The organism is Calditrichota bacterium (assembly GCA_013152715.1).
Lineage (GTDB): Bacteria > Zhuqueibacterota > Zhuqueibacteria > Thermofontimicrobiales > Thermofontimicrobiaceae > 4484-87.
This window is the reverse complement of the sequence record JAADFU010000036.1, coordinates 15,036-38,863: the sequence shown is the minus strand read 5'-3', so window position 1 is coordinate 38,863 and position 23,828 is coordinate 15,036. Positions and strand designations below refer to the sequence as shown.

At 43.9% G+C, this 23,828-nt stretch carries 20 protein-coding genes; 4 read left to right on the top strand and 16 right to left on the bottom strand.

Features of this window, described 5'->3' with window-relative positions:
- Positions 1–974: 974 nt before the first annotated feature.
- The 12 genes from GXO74_03325 to GXO74_03270 form a co-directional block, all read right to left on the bottom strand.
- Positions 975–1,925, bottom strand: a complete 951-nt coding sequence (locus tag GXO74_03325) for a sodium:calcium antiporter (GenBank protein ID NOZ60691.1) — start codon at positions 1,923–1,925, stop codon at positions 975–977.
- Positions 1,926–2,277: 352 nt separating this feature from the next.
- The gene (locus tag GXO74_03320) at positions 2,278–2,658 is read right to left on the bottom strand and encodes a TraR/DksA family transcriptional regulator (GenBank protein NOZ60690.1); all 381 of its coding nucleotides are present in this window, start codon (positions 2,656–2,658) and stop codon (positions 2,278–2,280) included.
- Between the two features lie 133 nt (positions 2,659–2,791).
- Positions 2,792–3,736, bottom strand: coding sequence for an ABC transporter substrate-binding protein (locus tag GXO74_03315; protein ID NOZ60689.1), 945 nt, complete (start codon positions 3,734–3,736; stop codon positions 2,792–2,794).
- Positions 3,737–3,771: 35 nt separating this feature from the next.
- Positions 3,772–4,728: an ABC transporter permease gene (locus tag GXO74_03310; protein NOZ60688.1), complete on the bottom strand. Its 957-nt coding sequence runs from the start codon at positions 4,726–4,728 to the stop codon at positions 3,772–3,774.
- Positions 4,729–4,747: 19 nt separating this feature from the next.
- Complete coding sequence (locus GXO74_03305; protein NOZ60687.1) at positions 4,748–6,754, bottom strand: tetratricopeptide repeat protein; 2,007 nt, start codon at positions 6,752–6,754, stop codon at positions 4,748–4,750.
- Positions 6,755–7,023: 269 nt separating this feature from the next.
- Positions 7,024–7,866: an ABC transporter permease subunit gene (locus tag GXO74_03300; GenBank protein ID NOZ60686.1), complete on the bottom strand. Its 843-nt coding sequence runs from the start codon at positions 7,864–7,866 to the stop codon at positions 7,024–7,026.
- 14 nt (positions 7,867–7,880) lie between these two features.
- Positions 7,881–8,774: a sugar ABC transporter permease gene (locus GXO74_03295; protein ID NOZ60685.1), complete on the bottom strand. Its 894-nt coding sequence runs from the start codon at positions 8,772–8,774 to the stop codon at positions 7,881–7,883.
- Between the two features lie 4 nt (positions 8,775–8,778).
- Positions 8,779–10,020 carry an extracellular solute-binding protein gene (locus tag GXO74_03290; protein ID NOZ60684.1) on the bottom strand — a complete coding sequence of 414 codons (1,242 nt, stop codon included), beginning with the start codon at positions 10,018–10,020 and terminating at the stop codon, positions 8,779–8,781.
- A 411-nt stretch (positions 10,021–10,431) separates the two neighbouring features.
- Positions 10,432–10,674, bottom strand: coding sequence for a DUF4926 domain-containing protein (locus tag GXO74_03285; protein NOZ60683.1), 243 nt, complete (start codon positions 10,672–10,674; stop codon positions 10,432–10,434).
- Entirely contained in the window at positions 10,674–11,009 is a 336-nt protein-coding gene (locus GXO74_03280) for a hypothetical protein (GenBank protein NOZ60682.1), read from the bottom strand. The genes GXO74_03285 and GXO74_03280 overlap by 1 nt, the downstream gene beginning before the upstream one ends.
- Before the next feature lie 392 nt (positions 11,010–11,401).
- Complete coding sequence (locus tag GXO74_03275; protein NOZ60681.1) at positions 11,402–13,213, bottom strand: sodium:solute symporter; 1,812 nt, start codon at positions 13,211–13,213, stop codon at positions 11,402–11,404.
- A 71-nt stretch (positions 13,214–13,284) separates the two neighbouring features.
- On the bottom strand, positions 13,285–13,566 hold the full coding sequence (locus GXO74_03270; protein ID NOZ60680.1) for an RNA-binding protein: 282 nt from the start codon (positions 13,564–13,566) through the stop codon (positions 13,285–13,287).
- A gap of 371 nt (positions 13,567–13,937) precedes the next feature.
- On the opposite strand from GXO74_03270, the gene GXO74_03265 reads away from it, so the two are divergent.
- The 4 genes from GXO74_03265 (at position 13,938) to GXO74_03250 (ending at position 18,290) form a co-directional block, all read left to right on the top strand.
- Positions 13,938–14,240 (top strand): TIGR04076 family protein, encoded by a 303-nt coding sequence (locus tag GXO74_03265; GenBank protein ID NOZ60679.1) that lies wholly within the window; start codon positions 13,938–13,940, stop codon positions 14,238–14,240.
- A 5-nt stretch (positions 14,241–14,245) separates the two neighbouring features.
- On the top strand, positions 14,246–15,259 hold the full coding sequence (locus GXO74_03260) for a hydrogenase expression/formation protein (protein NOZ60678.1): 1,014 nt from the start codon (positions 14,246–14,248) through the stop codon (positions 15,257–15,259).
- Positions 15,260–15,275: 16 nt separating this feature from the next.
- Positions 15,276–15,941 carry an N-acetylmuramoyl-L-alanine amidase gene (locus GXO74_03255; GenBank protein NOZ60677.1) on the top strand — a complete coding sequence of 222 codons (666 nt, stop codon included), beginning with the start codon at positions 15,276–15,278 and terminating at the stop codon, positions 15,939–15,941.
- Between the two features lie 636 nt (positions 15,942–16,577).
- Entirely contained in the window at positions 16,578–18,290 is a 1,713-nt protein-coding gene (locus tag GXO74_03250; GenBank protein ID NOZ60676.1) for a PAS domain S-box protein, read from the top strand.
- 202 nt (positions 18,291–18,492) lie between these two features.
- Here the strand turns inward: GXO74_03250 and GXO74_03245 are convergent, their stop codons facing one another.
- The 4 genes from GXO74_03245 to GXO74_03230 all read right to left on the bottom strand — a co-directional run bounded on the left by GXO74_03245 (position 18,493) and on the right by GXO74_03230 (position 23,800).
- Complete coding sequence (locus GXO74_03245) at positions 18,493–19,758, bottom strand: PLP-dependent transferase (protein NOZ60675.1); 1,266 nt, start codon at positions 19,756–19,758, stop codon at positions 18,493–18,495.
- Between the two features lie 85 nt (positions 19,759–19,843).
- Positions 19,844–20,758, bottom strand: coding sequence for a carbohydrate kinase (locus GXO74_03240; GenBank protein ID NOZ60674.1), 915 nt, complete (start codon positions 20,756–20,758; stop codon positions 19,844–19,846).
- Positions 20,759–20,796: 38 nt separating this feature from the next.
- Positions 20,797–22,866, bottom strand: a complete 2,070-nt coding sequence (locus tag GXO74_03235; GenBank protein NOZ60673.1) for a PBP1A family penicillin-binding protein — start codon at positions 22,864–22,866, stop codon at positions 20,797–20,799.
- Entirely contained in the window at positions 22,850–23,800 is a 951-nt protein-coding gene (locus tag GXO74_03230; protein ID NOZ60672.1) for a hypothetical protein, read from the bottom strand. Before GXO74_03230 ends, GXO74_03235 begins: the two co-directional genes overlap by 17 nt.
- Positions 23,801–23,828: the final 28 nt, after the last annotated feature.

Genomic DNA, 23,828 nt, shown 5'->3' with positions numbered 1-23,828 from the left:
ATTTTATGATTGTTGAAAACAAATGTAGTACCCATCTAAAAAATGAAAATTTATTCATAAAATAAAATGAGATGCGATGGGTTTTACGGCTGATGTCCACTTTTTAGCAATCAGCTTAAGCCGCTCCCTCTGATCGTGATAGATATTTTGGTTATGCCATTCCAATAATGATTAGAAAATATTAAATTGTATTTCCCAAAGGTGCAGAAACGGGGGAGATACAATTAGAATTAAATATAAAAATAGAATCTGCGATTGCGACTATCATATTGAATTTTGTCCGAAATAGTACTACAGGATATTAGATAAAAAGGCAACGCAAATTAGCATTAAAATTATTTGCGAAATATGAGAAATTAAATAAAAGATACTGGAGTTGCCAGTTCTGCTCTCGCGGATACTTTGCAAGTGCCGTAGAATTAAGTGAGTATTAGATTCGTAAGTATGTGAAATGGCAACAAAAAAAGGACACCGATTCAAATAATAAACAACTTGAAATATTGTAAAAGCGATCGCACCTTTCAGGGTGAATATTATCAAGCTATCTCCTTTGACGATAGTAGTTGACTACAGAGATAATGTAATCATTTTTTTTTTTGTTAGGTGTGAGCAAAAAATGTTAAAATACTAAAAAAATATATCCAGTGATCGGTTACAATAAAATCGTCTAATTTATTGATAAATAAAAAGTAAAACAGAATCTAAAAAAACAAAAAAATTGGGAACTTCTGAATCTTTTTTGAGTTGAAAATATCTAAAGTTACCAAAGAGGGGTTAACAATCTGGTTCTGTTTTTAAATAAAAGCGGAACCATTTCTAATAGATTGAGTACAAACGATTTCAAAAAATAGAGCATATTGGTTACCCTCCCAATATAATTAGGTCATAATGACCTTTGTTTATAAGCGGCCTTAATTTATTTTGGGTTTTACCTCCTTTCTTCCCATTATGGATTAAGGCTGCTTTTTCTTTTTTTATGGCAAATATAAAACCGAAATGTAACCTACGTAAACGAGCAGAAAGAGCAACGCTGACTTTCTGGAGACTCTCTCACGAAGCGCAAAAGGAAGGATGAAGAAGCTGAAGATCAGCATTGCCAATAATTTCATCAAAATTTCCTGCCCAATATTTCCCACCGGAAAAATAATTGCAGAAAACCCGGTGACAAACAGCAAATTATAAATATTACTGCCGATAATATTTCCCAGCAAAAGATCGCTTTGATTGCGGATTGAACTGACTACTGCCATTCCCAATTCCGGCAGCGCGGTGGCGATGGCTACCATGGAGATGCTGATCACCATTTTGCTGATGTTCAGCATTTCAGCGATGTCCGCTGCTGATTTGACAATGATTTTCGCGGAGTAAATCATGCCGACCAATCCGACGAGCAGCAAGATGAAGCATTTCCAGTTGGCGTAAGATCCTTGCAGAAAGAGCTTCGCTGTTTTGTAGTGAGAAATCGATTTCGATTTTCTCAAATTTGACGAGTGAATCAGAGAAATGTTGTACAGAATAATCGCGGCAAAAAGCAGCAAGCCTTCCCAGCGGTGAAGCTTCCCGCCGATTAGCAATGAGCAGAACAAAATCGTTGCCATGAACATGACGACGACATCTCTGTTGAGTACTTTTTCGCGCAAATGAGCAGGTCTGATCAAAACTGCGATGGGTAAAATGAGGCCCACGTTGGCGATATTGCTGCCGATAATATTTCCGATCATGATATCGGGTTGGTGATGGGAAAGACTGACCATGCTAATCGAAAGCTCCGGCACGGAAGAAACGAAAGAAACGACGGTCACGCCAATTATGAAAGGTCTGACATTCATGAGTTCTGCCAGACGAACGCCACTGTTGACCAATAAATCCGCGCTGAAATAGAGCAATAAAATTCCGATAAGGAAATGAAAGAAATGAATGTGCACAGGGAACCTTTTTCATTCGTTTGCTTTTCGATAAAAACAAAAAGACAACTCACAGCGACGCTAATAATCTATCAGAAAGACTGGTTAAAATCAATGACTGAACAGAAAAAATAACAAAAATAGTGCGAATGAAAAAGCCGAAAATACCTTTTTGAAGCTATGCTTTTTTGAAAAACCAAGGAACTTGAATGAACGTTTCTGTCGTTTTACTACCGCAGTCTTCTTTTTTTGCAAAAGTTTTTTCGTCTATTTTTTCAAAGATTGAAGATATTTGAGAGGGTTCGCCGCGTCGCTTTTGTCAAAAATTTTTATGTGTTTTTCCGTTTTTAGTTGTAGTGCAGTGTTGTCGTAATTAATGGGACTGATTAGATTTTTTTTCTTTCATTTTGCACGGCACGCATAGTTGCGTATGCGGAACAGCTTCCAACCTTGCCCGGGGAATTTCTTCACCGCAACTTTTACATATTCCGTATGTTCCATCCTCAATCCGTTCCAGCGCTTCTTCCAAATAGAGCAGATAGCGATTTTCCCGATGCACTTGATAATATGCGCTTTCTTTCTGCTCTTCATCAGTACCGTGGTCAGCCATGTGAATGGAATAAGTAGAATCTTCACCCGATGTATCACGATAATCTTCAAATGATGAATCTCGAATGTGCCCCAGGGTCTTCAAGACTTCATTCCTTTTTTGAATCAACAACTTCTTAAAATGTTCGAGATCTTTTTTATTCATGACGGTCCTCTGGTATTATCGAGAAGATTTTTCCAAACATGAAATTTAAGTCTCAAAATATACGACTAAAATACAAAAGAATCAAGTTTTTTTTGTAATTTGAACGGATTGCCATTGAACGTTTTTTTCTGCTCTATTTTAGCAACCGTGAAATTTTGGGGTCTGATAGATTGTCTCGAGTGACAACGTAAACTCCTGTATCAATGCGTTTTTCCACTGGCTCGCCCTTCAAAAAATTAACCGCTGCTTTTACGCCCTCATACCCCATTTTGAACGGATCCTGCACGATGAGCGCGTCGATTTCACCTTTTTTGAGAGCTTCAACTTCATTGCTCGCGGCGTCAAACCCGACGACTTTAACCTGTCCGATTTTATTTTTTGTTTTCAGTGCTTGAATGACCCCGATCGTGCCAGCTTCGTTGGCGGCAAAAATTCCTTTAATGTCCGGGTGTGCGGTCAAAATATCTTCTGTGACAGCCATTGCCAGGGCGACTTCGCTTTGGGAATAGCGAATGGGCAAAAGTTTAATGTCGGGGTAAGTTTTGATTTTATTCACAAATCCTTGTTCGCGCATGGTCGACGTCGCCGCTCCGGGAACGAAGGGAATGCATGCGACTTTTCCTTTGAAATCCATCAATTCCGCTAATTTTTCTGCTGCTTTTTCAGCCGCGGCAATGTTGTCCGTGGCAATAAAGCTAATGGGGAAATCCGCATCAATGCCGGAATCGATGGTGATTACCGGAATTTTCCGATCAACCGCTTTCTTCAACACAGGAATCATACCCTGCGCGTCGCAAGCGGCGATGACGATGGCATCGACGCCTTTATTAACGTAATCTTCGACGATGGAAATCTGTCCTGCAATATCCGTTTCCTGCGTCGGACCTTTCCAGATGACATCAGCGTTGAATTTTTTTCCGGCAGAATCAGCGCCAGTCTTCACCGTCACCCAAAAGGAATGAACCAATCCTTTGGGCGAGACAAGAATCTGATAACGCTTTGTTTTTGATTGATTTGAGCATTGAGTTATGAAAACGAGAATTACAGAAATTACGACGGTGACAAAAAATCGTTTCATTTGATCCTCCCGAAAAAAGTCCGCTGTGAAATATCTCAACTTTTATTTTTCTTTTGATATTGATCAACGAAAACGGCAATGACGATAATCCCGCCGATGGCGACTTGCTGCCAAAAAGCGGAAATATCCAGCAAATTGCAGCCGTTTCTGAGCACGCCGATGAGCAGTGAGCCCAAAATAGCGCCCCAGATCGTGCCGACGCCGCCGCTCAAACTGGCGCCTCCGATAACACAGGCGGCGATGACGTCCAATTCGTAGCCGGTGCCTGCTGTAGGTTGCCCTGTGCTGAGGCGTGACGCCAGAATAATTCCGCCGAGTCCCGCTAACAGCCCGCCTAACGTGTAAATGTAAATGAGCATGCGATTTGTTCGGATGCCGCAAAGTCGGGCTGCTTCGAAATTACTGCCAATGGCGTAAGTGTATCTGCCGAATGGTGTCGCTGTCAAAACGAAGTGGGCAATTACCGCCAGCACGAGCGCAATGAGCACCGGATAAGGCAAAACGCCACCCAGTCTGCCGTTTCCTAATTCAGCAAAATATTCAGGCAAACCAAAAATTGGCACGCCTTTGGTAATAATCAAAGCCATGCCGCGGGCGATGCCCATCATCCCTAACGTGGAAATGAACGGGGGAAGTTTGCCCGCAGCGATGAGAAATCCATTCACAAATCCGGCGAGTGAACCAACAACGATTCCAACCAACAACGCCGGGAAAAACGGAGTGTGCCCGTTAATGAGCATCGTCGTGGCGACTCCGGAGAGCGCCAGAATCGACCCCACGGACAAATCGATCCCGCCGGAAATAATGATCCACATTTGGCCAATGGACATGATCGCGATCACCGACATCTGCAACGCGATTGAAATTAAATTTTCTGACGTCAAAAAATGGGGTGAAAGTATTGAGAGTACAATAATGATAATTAGCAAACTCAGTACTGAAGCCAGATTCTGGGCATAGCCTTTGAGATTTTTTAATTCCAGTGTCCCCATTCTCGCCCTATCATATTATTCAAAATTTGATCCGCAAACGTTTATTTGACTTCAGCAGTTTTAGCAATTGCCGTGCTTCCGCGTTATTAGGATTAAATTGCAATGCTTTTTGCAGTGGCTCCCGGGCAGAATTTTGCTTGCCGAGTTGGATTTGACTCAAAGCAAAATAATAGTACAACAGCGAACTTTCAGCCGGCGAAAGACTTTTTAGGTGTTCTTCCTGACGGATGGCATCGAGAAAAATCTTCTCTGCTTCTGCAAATTTTGACATGTTGAGGTAGACCATGCCAAGTTTGGCTTTGACGAACGGCTTGTTATTTCGCAGCAATGCTTTTTTGTACCATTCTGCAGCTTCAGCAAATTTGTTTTGGGCAAAAAATAAATTTGCAATTTTGAAATGGGGGTAGTAGTTCTTCGGCACAACTTTAATTACAGCAAGATATTCGCGAAGAGCTTTTTCAAATTGACTTTTTTGAATGAAATAATCTGCCAGGGAATAGTGCGCTTGGTTCCATGAAATTTCTTTCGATTGATATTTTTTGACAAGGGATTCCACAAATTCTTTGTCAGCGCTGTTTTCGTATTGAATCAAATTTCGTTTATGCCGATAAGGCCACCGCGAAGTCAACTTTTGAATTGTCACGTCGCCAATGGCTTCGTCAAAAATTGTAATTGCTGCTTTTTGCTGAAAATATTCATCAGAAAATGACAGGTTTCGCGGGGGCTCGTTCAAAGGAAATTGCTGCACAAAAGTTTTAGCAAAGGCTTTTGCCATGATTTCAAATCCGCGAATGTTGGGATGCAAATGTTCTGTGATGAGTCCGTAGCCGACAATTTTTTCCGGCGAGGAGGCGTTGAAAACAGAGTCCATTGGGATAACAGGAGTTTTGTGTTCAGCGGCAACCTGCTCGATGATTTCATTGAAAATAGACGGCGCGCGAAAACGGAGCGCGTCCCCATCTCTCGCATAAATGAATTCCTGGCGCGCGTGAAGCGTGTCGCGGTTGGCGAAAAAATATTTTCCGAGCAAGAAATGCAATTTTGCTGGTCGGGAATCGATTTCCCGGCATTGTTGCAGATATTGAAAACATTTTCGGTAATTCGTATTTTTGAATTCCTCGTCTGCTTCGTGAAATGCCTTCTCCCAGGCTGCCTTTTGTTCCCTGGGAATTGAGTCGGAAAACAATGAAACGAACGGAAATTGATCCTTCAGATTGCTGGTCAGCGTGGAAACGAAAACATGGATTTTTTTCTTTTGAATCGTGGAGATAATCTCGTCCAAGTTCTCGCGGAAGTAGCGACATGCCAAACGATAGTCCGCGCTATTGACAGGGATGGCTTTCTTTTTCGCGATTTTTTCCATCAACGTCTGATGGTAATTCTGATCGGATGCCCGAGTCTTCGCATAAATTTTCGCAATGGCGCTGCGCAATAACAGAAACGTTCGGAAGCGTCTCAGGCGCAAATAAAAGCGCACCCATCGGGGATTTTTAGCGAATTGTTCCAATGAGCCCACGCCGAACGCGCCGTAAAATTCGTTGTGCCCCATGTAAATGATGGCCAAATCAGGCTGATAATCGACAATTTCCCGCGCAAAATCGAGTACAGTGAAGCTGTTCACCGCAGAAAGTCCGAAATTGATAACTTCAACATTTTTCTTTGGAAAATAGACGGAAAGTCGATCTTTCAGCAGACTGTTGATGCGCGCGTTGAGTTCGTAGGGGAAGCCTGCCATGGTGGAGCCGCCAAGCAGAAAAATACGGATTGTCCTCGGCGATTTTTTCACGGGAAATCTTTGCGGATAAAGCTGCGGAATCATGCTGGCATCGGTGCGCACAAAATATCGCTTGCCGACATTCTGGTTTAACTGATAAAATTCTTTGCCATTTTCTTTAATTTTTACAATGAGCTTCTCGTCGCCGCCTGCGCCAATCAGGCGCAGCGACAGTTCCAGAAGAACGAAAAAAAGAACGGGAATCAAAAAAGTGACGATAAAAAAAAAGAGTTTTTTGAGTTTTGTTTGCATTGTTCAGTTAAACTGTTTGCGAGAAATTTTATCCAAAAATATGAGTCTTCTTTTTTGAAGCAAAAACAAGTGATTCGCTGCTCAATTTTAATGCCTTTGAATTAAAACAGGGCGTAAATGAAAGGCGCCAGCGCCGACCCTTCGGTAAAAACGATTAATAGACCTAACAAGAGCAAAAAAAGAATGATGGGCCCCAGCCACCATTTTTTGCGTACTTTCAAAAATTGCCACAATTCCGACAGGATAGATAATTTTCCCATTTTTTTCTCCTAACCTTTTACGCTTCCCAGAGTCAAGCCGGAAATTAGCCATCGGCTTAAAAATAAAAATAAAATCACTACAGGCAAACTCACCATAATCGCACCCGCCGAGTAGAGGCCCCAGGATGTTTCCATGGCGGACTGAAATGTTTTTAGTCCCAGGGGTAAAGTGAATAAATTCTGGTCTTGAATCAAAACCGCCGCCACAAGATATTCGGACCAGGCAGTCATGAACGAAAAAAGCGCGGTAATGACCAACGCCGGCGCAGCTAACGGCAGCACAATCCGCCAAAATGTCCCTACTTGCGAGCTGCCGTCGATGGAAGCCGCTTCTTCGAGGCTGAACGGAATTGTGTCGTAATAGCCTTTCATTTGCCAGGTCGTGAACGGCAGCGCCGTCGCCGAATAAGCGATGATTAAACCGACGTACGAATCGTAAAGTTTCAATTTAATCAACATGATGAACAGCGGCAGCAACAGCATAGTCAACGGAAACATTTGCGTCGTGATCAATGCGAACATGGCGACGCTTTTGCCGCGGAAACGATAGCGCGAAAATGCGTATCCTGCCGTCGCTGCCAAACCCACGCCGACGAGCATGACCGCCGCGGAAATGATCAAGCTGTTGAACATCCACCGCAGAAACGGCTCTTGCGTGAATAATTTGACGTAGGTCTGCAAAGTGGCGTGTGGCGGAATTATTGCCAACGATTTGCTCAACAATCTGTCGCCGGGCCGGAGAGAAATCGTGAGCACTCGCAAAATGGGATAGATGGCAAAAATCGTGAAAACGCTCAAAATTCCGTACGCCCCAATTTTGCCTGATAGTGATAAATCTCTTGGTTTTCTCATTAATTTTCGCTCGCTTAATACACCGTTTCCGTGGCTTTGCTTTTTTTAATAAAATTCCAGCTAAAGATGAGCAAAATCAGAAAAATGATCATGGAAAACGCCGCAGCGTAGCCCATGCGAAAATAGCGAAATCCTGATTTGTAGACCCACGACACCAAAATATGCGTGGTGTCTGCCGGCTCGCCGCCGTTACTAACCAGCCAGACGATGTTAAAATTATTGAACGTCCAGATTATTCCCAATGTGATCGCCGGAATCATTACCGGTTTCAGCAGGGGAATGGTGATATTTTTTAATTTGTGCCGCCAGGAAGCGCCGTCGATCTCGGCAGCTTCGTACAATTCATCGGGAATGCTCTGTAAGCCGCCGAGGGCGATAACCATCATGAACGGGAAGCCGAGCCAGACATTGGTGACCACGCAGGCAGTGAAAGCGCCCCATTCCGTGGTGAGCCACGGAATTTGCACTCCGAAAATTTTGTGAATGATGAGACTGATGGCACCATATTCGGAATTGAACATGCCGCGCCAGGTCAGAGCCGTGATGTATTGCGGGACGGCCCAGGGCAAAATGAGTAATGTCCGAAAAAATGACTTCGCCTTCAGGTCTTTGTTTAAAATCAACGCCAGAAAAACGCCGATGGTCACGTGAAAAAAAACATTGATCACCGTCCAGAGTATTGTTTTGAAAAAGAAATACCAGAAAGTTCTTTCCTGAAAAACTTTGACATAATTTTGCGGGCCTGTGAGTCGCCAATCGTAGAAATGAGTCAAATTCATATTGGAAAATGACAACACAATGTTGTACAAAAACGGGTAAATGACAACAATTCCCATGACGATGAATGCCGGCATGGTGTAAAGATACGCCAGCCTGTTATTGCGAATATTTCCCACTCCGGAAGCCATGACGCTATCGATTCTCCCTGATTAATTTTTCCGCTAATTGCTGCATTTGGCGCGCTGCTTGTTTTGGCGTCAATCTGCCGGTAAAAATAGACTGGTAAGCAGGCCGCATGGCGTCCCAAATCCAGCGCAATTCGGTGACCACGGGCATGATTTGTCCGACTTCCATTTGATAAATTGAGCTCTGAATCAGTTCGTTTTTCGTGACAGCGGTGTCGCTGATGGCATCGATGCGCGTGGGAATTGTTCCCATGGCGCGCGTGAATTCCAATTCCTCTTCTGCGGAAGTCAAAAATTTGAGCAATTCCAGCGTTACTTTCAATTTTTCTCCGGACAGATTCACATTGACAGAGTAACCCAGCGGAGAAACCATGGGCGCGGGCCAAAGTCCGGTCTCGTCGATTTTGGGAATCCGCGTTACGCCAATATCGATGCCGTTGTTGATGTAAGTGCCCCAGGACCAGGGGCCGTTAATGATCATTGCGGCGTAGCCGTCGAGAAAAAGGGCGTTGGCAATTTCGTAATCGCATTCAATAGGAATAATTTTGTCTTTGTGGGCCAAATCGTAAATCAATTGCGCCGCTTTCACCGTGGCTTCGGTATCCAGTGTCGGCTTGTTTTGGTCATCCAGAATTCGTCCTCCAAATCCGGCGATGAACGGCACGGCAAAATAGGGCTCGGTGTAATTCCAGGCAAGGGCGTACATGTCGGGTTTCCCGTCACCGTTTTTGTCCTGCAACAGATTTTTTCCCAATCGACGCAGCTCTGCAATTGATTTGGGAGGTTGTGGGATCAATTTTTTATTGTAAACCAAACATAAATGATTACCCACGCGGTCGGCGATTTGGTACAAATGTCCCTGAAAGTAAGTATTTGCCGGAATAGGTTTTTGAATGAAGCTGTCCAAAAATGTTTGCGTGAAATAATTTTCCAACGGCTGGATGACGCGCAGTTCAACGAAAGGGCCTATATTGTCGCTGGCGCCCCAGAAAAGAGAGGGGCCGCTGCCGCCCATGGCAGAAATGATGTAATTGGAGCGGGCTGTTTCCGGTTCATAAAAAAGCTGGCGGAAAATCCAGTTATGATGAGTTTGGGCAAATTTGTCCAACTGGCGCTGCAAAATTTTTGTCCCCAGTGGACGCATCGAATGCCAGACGATGATCGTGCGCTCGCGGTCTCCAGCGCAATGAATCAATTGCAAAATTAGTATGAAACAAATGAAAATGATACCAATCTTAAGAGTTTTCATTCTCGCCCGATCGAATTTCAATTACAAAATTTGCCGAATCCGTAGAGCACAAAATAAGAAATTATGAGATAAATATCAAGGGGAATGTTTGTTTCGATGATAAAGAATTAATTTCTTTGATGAAGAAATTTCTAATCCGTGGATGATAATAAACAAAAATTATGAGCTGTTTTAATTGGGATAAAGTTCAAATTGCTTTTAGAGCTTCTCCAACAAAGGTATAGTACACCTCATACGTGTGCTACATCTGAATCCCCAAAAGAAAAATGGAAAAGAAAAAATAATCGGGCTATTATAGTCAGCATTCATTGAAATTTAAGAGCTAATAGCCTGTTTGATGGGATACTCGGTGGCCGGCAGTAATTCATTGCTTGTCTGAAACAAATTTGCTTAACTTTCAACCGCTCCAATTCATAGAATTTCCAAAGTTCGAGCTGTGAAAATTTCATTTTCTTTTAATGGTTCAATATCGTCTTCCGATACTGTGACGATGGCAATGGTATCGCCGAACACATTGAATACCTCTAACGTGTACCCATCCGGGGAGTTATCTCCCGGATGATACTCAACAATAGTTGCCACATCTCCTTTTTTCAATCCCTTTTCGGGCATATCTTTTGCCAAAGATACTTCTTTGAATAATTCGTATTTCATCATTGGACTTTCCTTTTGTCAGGGAACATGGTGACGAATTTGGTTTGACCTGATTTAAATTTCGTTATCCAAATGGAACATATTGACAAGAATCGCCCATTAGGTCCAAACAATTTGCCTTTGATTTCATACAGTTGACCATATTCCGTTTTGTCAATGGGTGTTGCATCAAGCGATAGAATTTGCCTGCGCAAATCGTGTTCTAATTCTCGCCAGTTTTCTAAAAAATATCCTGCCTGAGCCATCCATTTAGATTTATCGTTTCTTTTTCTCGGAGCCAGAATATAGGATGTTAATTTTTCATGGGCAATAATAGAATCAGCTGGCAATTTCATTGATTGACCTGGCCAAATCATCTTTCAATATTATAACAGTTGCAAATCTAAATTCTTCGCACTACGATAGGTTTTTATGAAATATTCTTTTGACATAGTCTGAACTATGAGCAGGAACAAATTTGTTTATAATTCACCAACTTTTAGAACGGATTTTACTTAAAAATATTTACCTTCTTTGATGTTTTCTATGAATTGGAAAAGGGATTAACTGACTTTTTCATTAATATAACACATTTCCCTTTGTTTGTCAATGTTTTTTTGGGGAAAAGACTTTAGAAGGCTTGGACTATTCAATTGATATTTTTCAATAGCTGAAATGAAAAAAAGAAGCTAAAAAAATACTCGGTCTATAGTATAGCCCGGATGAATTTAGATTTTCATGTTATCTTTTATGCATCAGAGTTTACATTTTCATCGATATGTACTTCCGTGGATAGATGTTTGTACCAAAAATGATACAGTCCGAATGACAGCACTGTCAGCAGAATAGCCAATGTGCCAACTGTGTGCCAACGCCGAAGCACCATCATCATCATGAACAAAAACAATACGACCTGCCAGGGAACGGCAAAAAGCAGCGCGATGATGTCGCGGCGGTTTTCTTTGCGAACATTTTCTCTGACCGACGCTGGAATCGAATTTTTAATGCGTCCCCAGAAACCGAAGGGACGTGTTTTCCTGTAAAAAATCTTCAATGTTTCCTCGTCTGTCCCGGGCGTGAAAATTGTACCCAAAATCATTGCCAGGAGCGAAGTGCTACTGACAAAAATAAAAGACACATATTCCGGAATTTGCGGGAAAAGCGCCCGTTGCAACACTGCGGCGAACATCCCGGCGCCGGTGCCGATAGCAAAACCATAGCCGTTGAGGCGCCACCAGTACCATCGCGCCAATTGCGGAATAATCATACCGCCGCCGATGCTCATGGTGATCCAGCCCCAGATTTCATTGATATTTTTAATCAACAAACTAAACAGAAGTCCGGCGAGGACGATGGCCACCGACGCCAAACGACTGTGCATCATGAGACGTTTTTCACTGGCATCAGGTTTGAGATACGCCTGATAAATATCTTTCACCCAATAGGCGGCGCCGGCGTTGACTGTGGAGTCGAATGTAGACATTGCAGCCGCCATTAATCCGGCGACCAATAAGCCTTTCATGCCGGTGTGCATCATTTGCTTGAGCACAATAGGTAAAACCGCTTCCGGATTTTGAATCACGCCATTGGTGGAACCGTAGGAAATTCCTAAAATGGCAATTGCCGCGATGAAAGGCCAACGAAAGGCCAACAAAAATGTCCAGAACAGCGAAAGTAAACCCGCCTCTCTGTCGCTGCGTGCGGCAAAATAGCGTTGCAGCATGTAGTTTCCTGTGCCGCCCATTCCTTCGATAGTTACTTTGATGAGATAAAATAAAATGGCGATACCGAATAAATTGTAAATCGAATAAGAGCATTCGGCCGAGAAATTTAGTTTCCAGTGCGGAATGATGCTTGACCAGGCATCGCGCGTGGTTTGAATTGCCTGGAATGTTCCGTCGCGCAAGGGGACTGAAATAGAAAAAACGTCCGGGAGGTGGGCTTTTGTCACAGCGAGCACAATGACGTAAATAATGGTGCCGAAAATTAACAAGCCCTGAAAAACATCAGTCCAGACAACGCCGTAGAGACCGCTGGCGACGGTGTAAATCATCGCCAGAACGATCATGATCAGGGCTGCCCAAAAAGAGGGTATTCCTAAAATTTCCCCGATAAATATGCCCGAGCCCACGGCGAAATAGGTGACCATGGCGATAGTCACCAAAATGCTGGAAATCGCCGCAATGAGCCGGGCGACATCGCCTTCTCTGCCTTTGCCGAAGCGAAATGCCATCCATTCGGCAAGAGTCATGACTTCGGAGCGGCGGTTCCATTTTCCCATGAAAATCATGAGGAACGCCAAAATAAGCGTTACGCCGCCGCGTATTTCAATGAAGAAACCAGCGGCACCCAGCGCGAAAATCCACGCGGTGTTGATCATGGTGCCGCTGACGTCTAAATTTGACGCCATGCCGGAAGCTCCGAGAACCCACCAGGGCAATTTTCGATTTCCCAAAAAATACGAATCGATGTCCGCGGACGCTCGTTTTTGCAGCAATAAACCGATTACAACCATGGCGATTAAATAAATTGCAACGATGACATAATCCCAAATTTGCATCCGCTCTCCCTGGAAGGTTCTTTAAATTTTATCGTGAGCTCCGTTTGATTTGTGTGCGCCCGATTTCTGCATCAGGCATTTGCTTTAAATTTGCTGAGATGATGTGGCTTTAGTGAGGCTTTGGCAATATCGACTCGAATGACCTGATCGTCAATTGAGCCCTGGTCCCAATCCTCTATAGCTTTCATTGCGGCTTGTTCGTCCGGCATTTCCAAAAATCCGTAGCCTTTTGAACTTTTGGAATACCGATCTCGGATGATTTTGACATTATCCACTTTTCCGTACTCCTCAAACATATCGAGGAGATCCCGTTCGTCAGCATCTTTGGGCAGATTGCCAACATAGATCCTCATTTTTTCCCCTCCTAAAGGTTGGCTTAGATTAGATAGTCCTTCAGAGTGTTAACGATATCTTATGAGATACCTCCTAATTTGATGAATAATTGTTAAAGAATTTTAACGTTAATTATAACAATTTTTTTTGAGTTTGTCAATAAAAAAATTGATTTTGTGAAATTTTTTTTTCATTTCAGGCTTATGCTGGTCTAATTTGTTCTTCTGGAGAAGGTCTTGGACTGAGATAGAAGAGGCTGATTATTGGTTTTAGGGCAAAGAAGTGGGCGCAATTAAATATTTTCTGAGAATTGGCAATCATTGGTTTTTTGAAAAAATTTCAATTTTTACTTGCTATTGTTTTTTTTCTGTATTATTTTAAAACAAAAAAAGTGAACGCATTTGATTTAAAAATAACGGTCAGGGAGATTAAGGGCGTCTGTCCGCTGTTCTCAGTCGGCGATAGTTTTGTTCTGCAACAAGGCTATAAATTGAAACAAGGCAATTTATCGGCGATTTGTATGCATGCGCTCAGTTCAATTTTACCGTACCACGTCGCTCTATCTCACAACGTTTCAGCCAAAGAGCTGGGACTCAATGCAAAGGATGAAAACAAAGCCTTCGTCCAATGTCTTGACCCTTGCGAACGAACCGGCGGTGGGACCGTTATTTTCGAGATTGAGGTTCTGAAATGAATGATGTGAAAGAATTTTTGCCAACGGGAAAATTGAGACCGGAGTTTTTAAAAACGCTGCTTGAAAATTACACTTTCGGCGACGAATCGATTATTGTTGGCCCCGACGTCGGCGTGGATGCGACGGTAATCGACATGGGAAATCAGTATCTGATTGCCAAAACCGATCCCATTACATTTGTAGCGGACGACATCGGCTATTATGCCGTAAACATCAACGCGAACGATATCGCTTGCATGGGAGGCACGCCAAAATGGTTTTTGGCAACGCTTTTGCTTCCGGAAAATATGACAACAGAAAAAGCAGTGGAAAAAGTATTTTCTCAAATCAGCGGTGCATGTCGAAAATTGAAAATTTCCTTCTGTGGCGGCCATACGGAAATTAGCTACGGGATCGATCGTCCGATCCTCGTCGGGCAAATGTTGGGCGTTGTTTCCAAACAAGAACTGATTAGCGCCAAAAATGCGCGCGAGGGCGACAGAATTATTTTGACCAAGGGTATTGCCATCGAAGCGGTTTCCATCATCGCGCGAGAATTAAAAGAAAAAATTGCGCCTGAGGCATCCGTTGAATTCATTGAAAAGTGTCAGAATTTTATCTATGACCCGGGCGTCTCCGTGCTCAAAGATGCGAAAATTGCGATGGAAATTGGCGGGATTCACGCCATGCACGATCCGACCGAAGGCGGTCTGGCGCAAGCGGCGCATGAACTCGCGGAGGCGAGCGGTCTGGGAATTCGCATCTGGGAAAAAGAGATTCCTGTTTTGCCTGAAGCCAAATTCTTGTGCGATTTGTTCAACCTGGATGTGATCGGCGCCATTGCTTCCGGGGCGCTGCTGATCGTCGCCGAACGAAAAAAATCGACGCAAATTATTCGTCATCTGCGCGCAAATGAAATATACGCAAGAATTATCGGGAAAATGACGCCTCGGGATTTTGGCGCAAAAATGGTCACAATCGCCGGAGAGGAACGCGATCTCCCACAATTTTCGTCGGATGAAATCACTAAAATATTTTAAAATCCAAGGAGAAGTGATGGAAATAAAATGGATTGAAAGTCTTTTCTTCAGCACGGACAAAGTCGCCAACGAAATGATTATCGTTCACCACACCGGGAGCAAAAACGGACTGATTAACAGTTTGCAGGGCACAATCGACTGGTTCAAGCCGGATCCCTGGCGTTCAACGCAACAAGTTTCCGCGCATTACATCATCCCCCGCGCCGAGGGACCACTCATTCAAATGGTGCGCGACGAACACTCTGCCTGGCACGCCGGGAAAAGCCAGTGGGTTATCAATGGTGTCCTTCGGGAAAATTTGAACAATCGCAGCCTTGGCATCGAATTGCAGGGGGACGGAGAACTTTATCCTTACACTAATTTTCAGTACGAGGCATTGATCTGGTTGGTCAGACAAAAAATGGAAGAATTCAACGTGCCGCTGGATTTGATACGCGGGCATCAGGAAATCACACCCCGAAAGCCGGATCCAGGCCCGTTATTTGATTGGGATCGATTCAAGAGAGGCCTCACTTCGGTAACCGCGCCGGGGGCTGATGTGCCTGCGGACGGCGATCTTACCGACGAAGACGGCGACGGCATCATCTGGCTCGATGAGACCGACGATGTGAAAATTCCGTCAGGAAAAGATCGCACGATTTTGGAAACGATCAAGGACTTTTTCGCCGGATTGTTTCGCTAATTGAGAGAGGCTCCCATCTGACTACCGTCGCTCGTTCTCGTTGGGAATGCTGCACAAAAAACGTAACTATTTAGCCGCAGAGCTACAGAAGACACGAGAAAAAATTAAGAAAATGAAATTTAGCAATCTGTTAGCGAAGCCCATTTTGTGGATTTAAAATCTAATTAGGGATTATTCTAGATCACATTTTGGGCTATTTGTTTTCATCTTGATTGCCTATTATTGCTTATTCAGACTGCTTTTTTACATCCCCCCTTCAAAGGGGGACTTACTTGGTTCCCCCCTTTGAAGGGGGGACAGGGGGGATGTTTAATTGGCTAAATAGTACTATTTAAATCACTTTGTCCTTCATTTCAATTCGCTAAAGCGGCAATTATGTGGCAGTATCCATTTTCTCAAAGAAACATGTGCAACGCAGAAAGTTCCCACGTAGTTGCAATTCAAAGGCGGATGCTTGTTTTATCGGTGAATGTTTCTTATTCAATATTAATGAGCTATCTTAAAACTGTGAAAATGGGTTTTCTTGTGCTCTGTCGATTTTTAGCTTGACATTATTTAATAAAATGGTTATTATATTTAATAGTTATCAGAATAACGTAAAAATCTATTTCTATCTTCAGCAACTCCAGGGTTGTCATGCAGCTTTCATTCACAGCCATTGTTTACTTGCCCATCGTTTTCGCGCTGCTATTTTTAGCTTTCCGATTTTTGAAAGACTGGCAACGCAGCAAGAGTATTGAACCGTTGCTTTATTTTTTCGTGTTCGCTTTGTATGCCCTGGTCTGCCTGACAGGCGTGCTGGCTGGCACTATTTATGCGCATAACCCCGCTGGTATCAGGTGGATGCTCATCGTTAGTTCTTACATATTATCCTTCGCCAATGCATTTTTAGGTTGCCTTTTTATATTTTATCGATTTCCCAAAACGTCTCTCTGGTTAGGATTTTTGAGCATATTTGTGTTTGGCATATTTGTTTCGATATTAACTTCAATGGCGGATATCAGACCTGAATTAGAGCCTAGCGGCGGAATATATTGGGGACTGCCTTTTTATATCAGCATATTGAGGTTTTTTCTCTATTTTTTCGCCCTGGCTCCGCTATTTTATGTTTTATTAGTCCAAAAAGTAAAGCAATCTGTTGATCACGACACAAAGATGAAGTACATTGTTCTGGTTTCAATTTTATTTTTTGTGCTCATGGTAGTTTTGGTCGATTTTATTATTGAACCGATTTTTCAGACAAAAGCTTTGTTGAGCGAATTAGCGATATTATTCCTGCTTGTTTTGTTTATGATTGCCTATTTTGTTTTCATGGAACGCGTAGTATCTAAAAGTGAAAAGAGATTTCGTCGGTTAGTAGAAAAAATGAGCGATATGATTTGCCTGATTGACTCGAACGGCATCATTGATTACGCTAATCCGATGCAAAGTTTAATTCTGGGCTATCCCTGGCGTGACATTATCGGCAATCCCGTTCTGGATTTTGTATTTCGGGAAGACATGGATTCGGTCAAAGAGTTCATTTTTAGCAAGTCTGAATCCAAAACAGGGGAGAGATTGGAATTTCGCTTTGTTCACAAAGATGGACATACAATATGGGTTGAAACTAACGGTTTCTTTTTTCTCGAAGCCGCCGCCGAACATGGCGAGTCCGCCAAATTGGTCCTGGCGAGCAGAGATATCACTGAGCGCAAGATGGCGGAAGAGAAACTCAATAAGTCGTTGAAGGAAAAAAAGATTCTGGTTTCTGAAATTTACCACAGGGTAAAGAACAATCTCGCCACAGTAATTGGCTTATTAGCAGTTCACGCATCGATGATTAAAGACAGCCAGGCGAAGACTGTGCTGCTGGACGCCAAAAACAGAATTTTTTCCATGGCGCTGGTTCATCAACTACTTTACCAATCAGAAGATTTTTCCGTCATTGACTTCAAGGAATATGTAGAAAAATTAGTAACTAACTTATCGAGAGTTTTTCGGATTTCACAGCGCGTGAAAATCCACTATGAGTTGGATAAAATTTTTCTGAATATTGAGGTCGCCATCCCTTGTGGGCTGATTATTCATGAATTAGTTACTAATGCCTTCAAACATGCATTTCACGAAAATGAGAACGCTAATCTTTTCATAAAAGCCCAAAAGATTGGCGATAACCGCTATCAATTGACTGTCCGCGATGATGGCGCCGGGATTCAGCAAACTTTGGAAAGGGAATCCCCAGACACATTGGGCTTGAAGTTGGTAAAAAGCCTCGTTCAACAAATTGACGGCGATCTGGAAATCAAAAACGAGAACGGGACAGAAGTCACAATTGCCTTTAGCGATAAACAGGACAGAATTTCCGATTGATTTCCGCGGGAAGGTTATTTTCTGGCAAACTTGAAACCCGCTTACAAATGAAGAATTTTCACGGCAACGAGGATCTTCTCTTTATCTCAATTAAGCAACTTTTTCAAAGACTGGGTGCTTCGTTGCAAAAAAATGCCTCTGCAAGCGACGAAAAAAAATCAATGCAGAGGCTTTTTCTCTTTGTTCTGCTTGCAAGCAATGATTATATTTTACTCAAAGCCTGATCCAGATCATCGCACAGATCGTCGGCATCTTCAAGCCCGATTGACAGGCGTATTGTTTGCGGGAAAAAGTTTGATTTTCGTTTATCTTCGTCAGAGACATCCAGGTGCGTGTGAAACCAGGGTGATTCTGCCAGAGATTCCACGCCGCCCAGAGAAACTGCCAGCCCGAAAATTCTCAAATTATCAAGAATTTTGTAAGCTTCGTCTTTTCCGCCCTTGGGGTCGAAAGTGATCATCGATCCGGGACCTTCGCATTGTTTCTGGTAAATTTTGTATTCAGGGCTATTTTTGTCATAAAAATCAGGATAAATGATTCTGTCAACTTTGGGGTGATTGTTGAGAAATTTAGCCACTTTTTTTGCATTTTCCTGAGCTCCCAGAACTCGAACTTCCAACGTGTCAAGCGATCTATACAGCAGCCAGGCGTCGAAAGCAGACGGCGTGGGACCAGTTGCACTTCTCATGGATTGAATTTTTCGCGCTCTTTTTTCCTCGCGATCAACGACAAAACCGGCGATCAGATCGGAATGTCCGCCAAGCGATTTTGTGCCGGAGTAGATGACTACGTCCGCTCCTTGTCGGAAAGGATGTTGGAGAATCGGCGACATGAAAGTGTTGTCCACTCCTAATATCCCGTCTGAAAAATTATGAGTGAGATCAGCGATCTCCTGAATGTCCACCATCGCCAGACTTGGGTTCGCCGGCGTTTCGATGAAGACCATGCTTGTTTTTTTTCCATATTTTTTCAGCGCATCTTCTACTTTATTCAGGTCTGTGGCGTCAACCGGGACGACATTCAATCCCAATTTTTGCGGCAGAACGTGTCGAAACATGTGATCTGTGCCTCCGTACACCGGGTAGCCAAAAATCAATGTGTCGCCGGGATTGCAGACTGTCAGTGCGGCGGTAAAAATTGCCGACAATCCGCTGGGGAAGTAAATTGCCTGCGCATTTGGGGCGCCCAATTCCAGGCATTGCAGCCGGTCGCAGAGCATGATGAAATTGGGGTTTGAGACTCGGGTGTAAATGGGCCACTCGTCCTCCGGAGCCATTGGCGCATCAAATCCGTAAGCGCGTCGAAACATGTGCTCTAATTTTTTCGATGTTTCTGCGGAAAATGTTGAAACTGAAAATATTGGCGGGCGCACCGCGCCCATACTCAAAAATGGATCATAACCAATGTGAGCAGCGCGAGTGCGAGCTTTCCAATTTTGAGGGGGTTGTTTCCAGTTGCTTTTTCCCATTTTGTTCTCCTTGATAATGGAAAGATGAATTCTTTTAACGATTAATTTTGTTGTAAAAAATATTTGCTAAAAATAAAAAACTTCGTCAGCTTTGTCCGTTAATTTTCAGCGTGAAATTTTCCACGTCGGACATTGTGTAAATTGGCGTGGCGCCTTTAAACTGAGCCACGAATGCGCCCACCAGATTGCTCTGACGCGCGATCTCGGATAGCGACGCATTTCGCAGAAAATAGTGAACCAGCGACGCGGCAAAAGCATCACCGCAGCCGGTAGTGTCTTTCACAGTGACTTTGATGCCGTTTTCCCGTGCTAATGCGACGCCGTCAGTCAAAATGCAACCGCGTTCGCCTAAAGTCAGGGCCGCAAGTTTCAAATTGTATTTGTGAACAAGTTCTTTCAAAAAGTCAACATCGCTTCTTTTCGGTGCGAGATTGCTTTTCAAAATGGCAACTTCGTCGTCGTTTAATTTGACAATATCAGCAATTTGAAGCGAACGAAGAGCGGTTTTTTTGATTTCGTCGTTCCAGCCGCGCAAATTGATGTCATAAATTTTCAGCGTATTTTTTGCCGATTTCACCAGCGTCTGTATCGCCTCGCGTGAGGAGGAATTTCGTTGCGCCAGCGTGCCAAAGAGAATTGCGTCGGCGCTTTGCAGCAGATTTTTGCTCTCCGACGTGGCTTGAAGATAATCAAACGCTACATCGGTGTGGCAATTGAAGCGGGGCTTTCCTTTTTCGTCCAACTCGACTTCCACAGTCCCTGTCGGTTTGTCAGCGTCAATCTGGACAAAGCTGGCGTCGATATTTCGCCGGGAAAGCGCTTGTTTGATATCTTCGCCCAATTGATCTTTCCCGACGCGACTGAGGACAATTCCAATGTCTCCCAATTGTGCGCAGTGAATGGCAAAATTTGCCGGCGCGCCGCCCAAGAATTTTTGCTCGCCGTAAATGTCCCACAGAATTTCCCCGATTCCCACGATGCGAAATTGTTTTTCTGTCATGGCGTTTCCTTGAATTTCACTGTTCAGCGCGGTTCACATTAAAAATTTACTGCATCATTGTTACGGAGACGCGCCAATGAATCCGGAGTGACGGCGATTGTGTCCGGTGCGCTCTCTCTGGCACTCAGATCTTTGATTGGCAGACGCGTCCCTGCCTTCAAGGCGACCTGCTGCGCGCCGGGGAAAGTTTGCGGCACAATCTCGCCGGTGCTGGGATCGACATACGCAAAAATGATGCCTTCGGGAATGGGAAAAGTGCGATACCTTTCTCCGGCGTGCGCTTGTTTCATGAAATTTACCCAGAGCGGAATCGCCGCGCTGGCGCCAGTGAGCTCTCTGCCATTTTTGTCCTTGATGGGTCTGAAGTCATCAAATCCGACCCAGACCGCAGTGACCAATTGCGGCGTGAAACCGACAAACCAGGCGTCTCTGCCGTTGTCGGTAGTGCCCGTTTTTCCGGCGCAGGGTCTGTTGAATCCCAGTCGCCGAACATTTTTTCCGGTTCCGTTTTCGATGACTGAACTCAACATATCAAGCACGAGATAAATCGTCTGAGCGTCAATAACTTGCCGGCTCTGATTATTGAATTCATTCAAAATTGCGCCTTGCGGGTTTTCAATGTATTTAATCATCAAAGGCTCGCGATTGATTCCTCCGTTGGCGAACGGACAGTACGCCCGACAGAGTTCCAGCGGCGAAACCCCGGAAGCGCCCAGCGCCAAAGAAAGCAGCGGCGGCAGCGGACTTTCAATGCCCATTAGCCGGGCGTAACGGACCACTGTTTCCGGTTTAATGTCCGCGATGAGTTTCGCTGCAATGACGTTTACGGAATTGGTGAGCGCTGTTTTCAGGGTAATCGGGCCGCGGTATCTGTGATCGTAATTGGGAGGGGACCATTTTTGTTTTCCGAAAGTGAAAGTCACCGCAGAATCCAATACCACGCTTGCCGGATTGTATTTGCCAATGTCGATGGCGGCAAGATAAACAAATGGTTTGAACGCAGAACCCGGTTGGCGGTTGTTGCTAATAGCGCGGTTGAATTGGCTCACGCTCCAATCTCTGCCGCCGACCATCGCTTTCAATTTTCCGTTGCGCGGATCGATTGCTACCAGCGCCGCTTGAAGGTAATTTTTTTTCTCCTCGGTCGTCGCCAGTTCGTATTCGTGAAAACCGAGTCGTTTATCCAACTTCACTAATTCATCTTCCACAGCTTTCTGGGCAAAATTTTGCAGCCTCGTGTCAATAGTAGTGAAAATTTTCAAGCCGCCGTAGGAAAGGATTTCCGGGTTGTAGAGTTTTTCCACTTGATTTTTTACGTGGTCGAGAAAATAGCTCGCCTTGCCGTACAGCAGATTCAATCGCTTCAATTCGATCGGCGCAGCAAGCGCCTGTTCTCTCTGTTCCTGCGTAATAAAACCGACTTTTGCCATGCGAGAAAGAACGATTTTTTGGCGCTCTTTGGCAATATCAAAATTCAAATACGGATTGTAGCGTGTGGGCCAGCGAGTGAGATTTGCCAAAAAAGCGGCTTCCGCTAAATTTAGTTCGTCGGCGTGCTTGGCAAAATAAGTTTGCGATGCCTGTTCCACGCCGAAAGAATTGGAGCCAAAATCAATCTGGTTGCAATAGGCTTCTAATATTTCGTCTTTGCTGTAGCGCGTTTCGATTTGACAGGCAATGAGCAATTCTTTGAATTTTCGGCTCCAACTGCGGTCAAATGTGAAAAACATATTTTTTGCCAATTGCTGCGTGATACTGCTACCGCCGCCTTGGCGTCGCAAAGTCTTCAGATGCAGAAAAATGGCGCGCAAAAGTCCCTTTTTGTTCCAACCGTGATGTTTGAAAAAATCCGTGTCTTCCATGGAAAGAATTGCTTTGACGAAATAAGGCGAAATTTGCGAAAGAGGAACAGGCTGTCGATTGGTCAAAGAAAGAATGAGTTCTCCGTTGTCGGCGTAAATTTCAGTTGGCGTGCTCAATGCCATGTTGTGCAAATTTTCCGGTAGTCTCGGCAAAGAAAACGCGATCAACAGAAAAATGACAAGTAGAATTAAAACAACTATTCCCGTTGACGCCACAATAATTTTTCTTTTATTCAAATTTATCATATTCATGCTCACGATATTGTCGTTCCGGAAAGGTTAAATTTAACTCGGGATAAAGTTCATTCAAATGGGCGATCAGATAGTTGGCCGCCAACTCACTGGCTTCAAAAGTGTAAATTTCCGTGTAAATTCCTTGCAGGATTTCAAAACCAAGCAGGACGGAATGGTCGATGGAATACCGTGAAATGCCGACTTTTTTTATCGAACTATCCCATTGAATGAGCTGATAAGGATTATTGATGAGCTGCAATTTGACGGCGTTGGGAAGATCGTCGAAAGCGGCGAAAAATTGCTCGGGTGAAAATGTCCTGTTCTGAAAAAATTTCATGGAATCAAGAGAAGTCGGCTGCTTTGTTTCCGAATTTGGCAAATTGTAAAGCACAATGAGCGGAGGGTAGGTATCCATCAGCAACTGTTTGTCCCCGTCCAGGAAGTAAAATGCCAGATTATTTTCATCTTTGGTAATCTTTGTCCAGGCCCATTTTCGGCTGTGAGAGAGGCGCAATAAATCAAATGGCGCGATGATGTCATAAGAGTAGCGCGGGGGAATTTGGCTGTAAAGTTCCTTAAATTTAGAAGCCGAAAGCATGACCGATTTAGTTTTGTCCAATTGCTGTCGCAACTGGAGAAGGTCTTTGATTTCGTTTACTTCGACCCTGGGCGCTTTGACATTTTTCGCTATCTGCTGAAGCTGGTCGCTGGCGATTTGATCTTTTTGACTCAGTTCCCAAATGGCCCCGGATTTGGGTCTGAATGAATTCGTGAGCTCCAGCGCGTTGCCGATGAAAATTTCGACAAAGTCTGCAGAATATTCCACGATCAGAATGATCAGGACAATGCCAATCAGAATGACCCGCCTGAGCGTGAAAAATTTTTTCAGGAAAAGAGCTGTTTTCGCCCGCTGTTTATCTGGTGTTTCAGATGGAAAATTTTCCATTGTTTGTTTCAGTCTTTATTTTCAAAAT

Bases quoted from the DNA above. Each gene is read 5' to 3' on its own strand.
- GXO74_03320 (NOZ60690.1), bottom strand. From the start codon at position 2,658: ATGAATAAAAAAGATCTCGAACATTTTAAGAAGTTGTTGATTCAAAAA.
- GXO74_03315 (NOZ60689.1), bottom strand. From the start codon at position 3,736: ATGAAACGATTTTTTGTCACCGTCGTAATTTCTGTAATTCTCGTTTTC.
- GXO74_03310 (NOZ60688.1), bottom strand. From the start codon at position 4,728: ATGGGGACACTGGAATTAAAAAATCTCAAAGGCTATGCCCAGAATCTG.
- GXO74_03305 (NOZ60687.1), bottom strand. From the start codon at position 6,754: ATGCAAACAAAACTCAAAAAACTCTTTTTTTTTATCGTCACTTTTTTG.
- GXO74_03300 (NOZ60686.1), bottom strand. From the start codon at position 7,866: ATGAGAAAACCAAGAGATTTATCACTATCAGGCAAAATTGGGGCGTAC.
- GXO74_03295 (NOZ60685.1), bottom strand. From the start codon at position 8,774: ATGGCTTCCGGAGTGGGAAATATTCGCAATAACAGGCTGGCGTATCTT.
- GXO74_03290 (NOZ60684.1), bottom strand. From the start codon at position 10,020: ATGAAAACTCTTAAGATTGGTATCATTTTCATTTGTTTCATACTAATT.
- GXO74_03285 (NOZ60683.1), bottom strand. From the start codon at position 10,674: ATGAAATACGAATTATTCAAAGAAGTATCTTTGGCAAAAGATATGCCC.
- GXO74_03280 (NOZ60682.1), bottom strand. From the start codon at position 11,009: ATGAAATTGCCAGCTGATTCTATTATTGCCCATGAAAAATTAACATCC.
- GXO74_03275 (NOZ60681.1), bottom strand. From the start codon at position 13,213: ATGCAAATTTGGGATTATGTCATCGTTGCAATTTATTTAATCGCCATG.
- GXO74_03270 (NOZ60680.1), bottom strand. From the start codon at position 13,566: ATGAGGATCTATGTTGGCAATCTGCCCAAAGATGCTGACGAACGGGAT.
- GXO74_03255 (NOZ60677.1), top strand. From the start codon at position 15,276: ATGGAAATAAAATGGATTGAAAGTCTTTTCTTCAGCACGGACAAAGTC.
- GXO74_03250 (NOZ60676.1), top strand. From the start codon at position 16,578: ATGCAGCTTTCATTCACAGCCATTGTTTACTTGCCCATCGTTTTCGCG.
- GXO74_03245 (NOZ60675.1), bottom strand. From the start codon at position 19,758: ATGGGAAAAAGCAACTGGAAACAACCCCCTCAAAATTGGAAAGCTCGC.
- GXO74_03240 (NOZ60674.1), bottom strand. From the start codon at position 20,758: ATGACAGAAAAACAATTTCGCATCGTGGGAATCGGGGAAATTCTGTGG.
- GXO74_03235 (NOZ60673.1), bottom strand. From the start codon at position 22,866: ATGATAAATTTGAATAAAAGAAAAATTATTGTGGCGTCAACGGGAATA.
- GXO74_03230 (NOZ60672.1), bottom strand. From the start codon at position 23,800: ATGGAAAATTTTCCATCTGAAACACCAGATAAACAGCGGGCGAAAACA.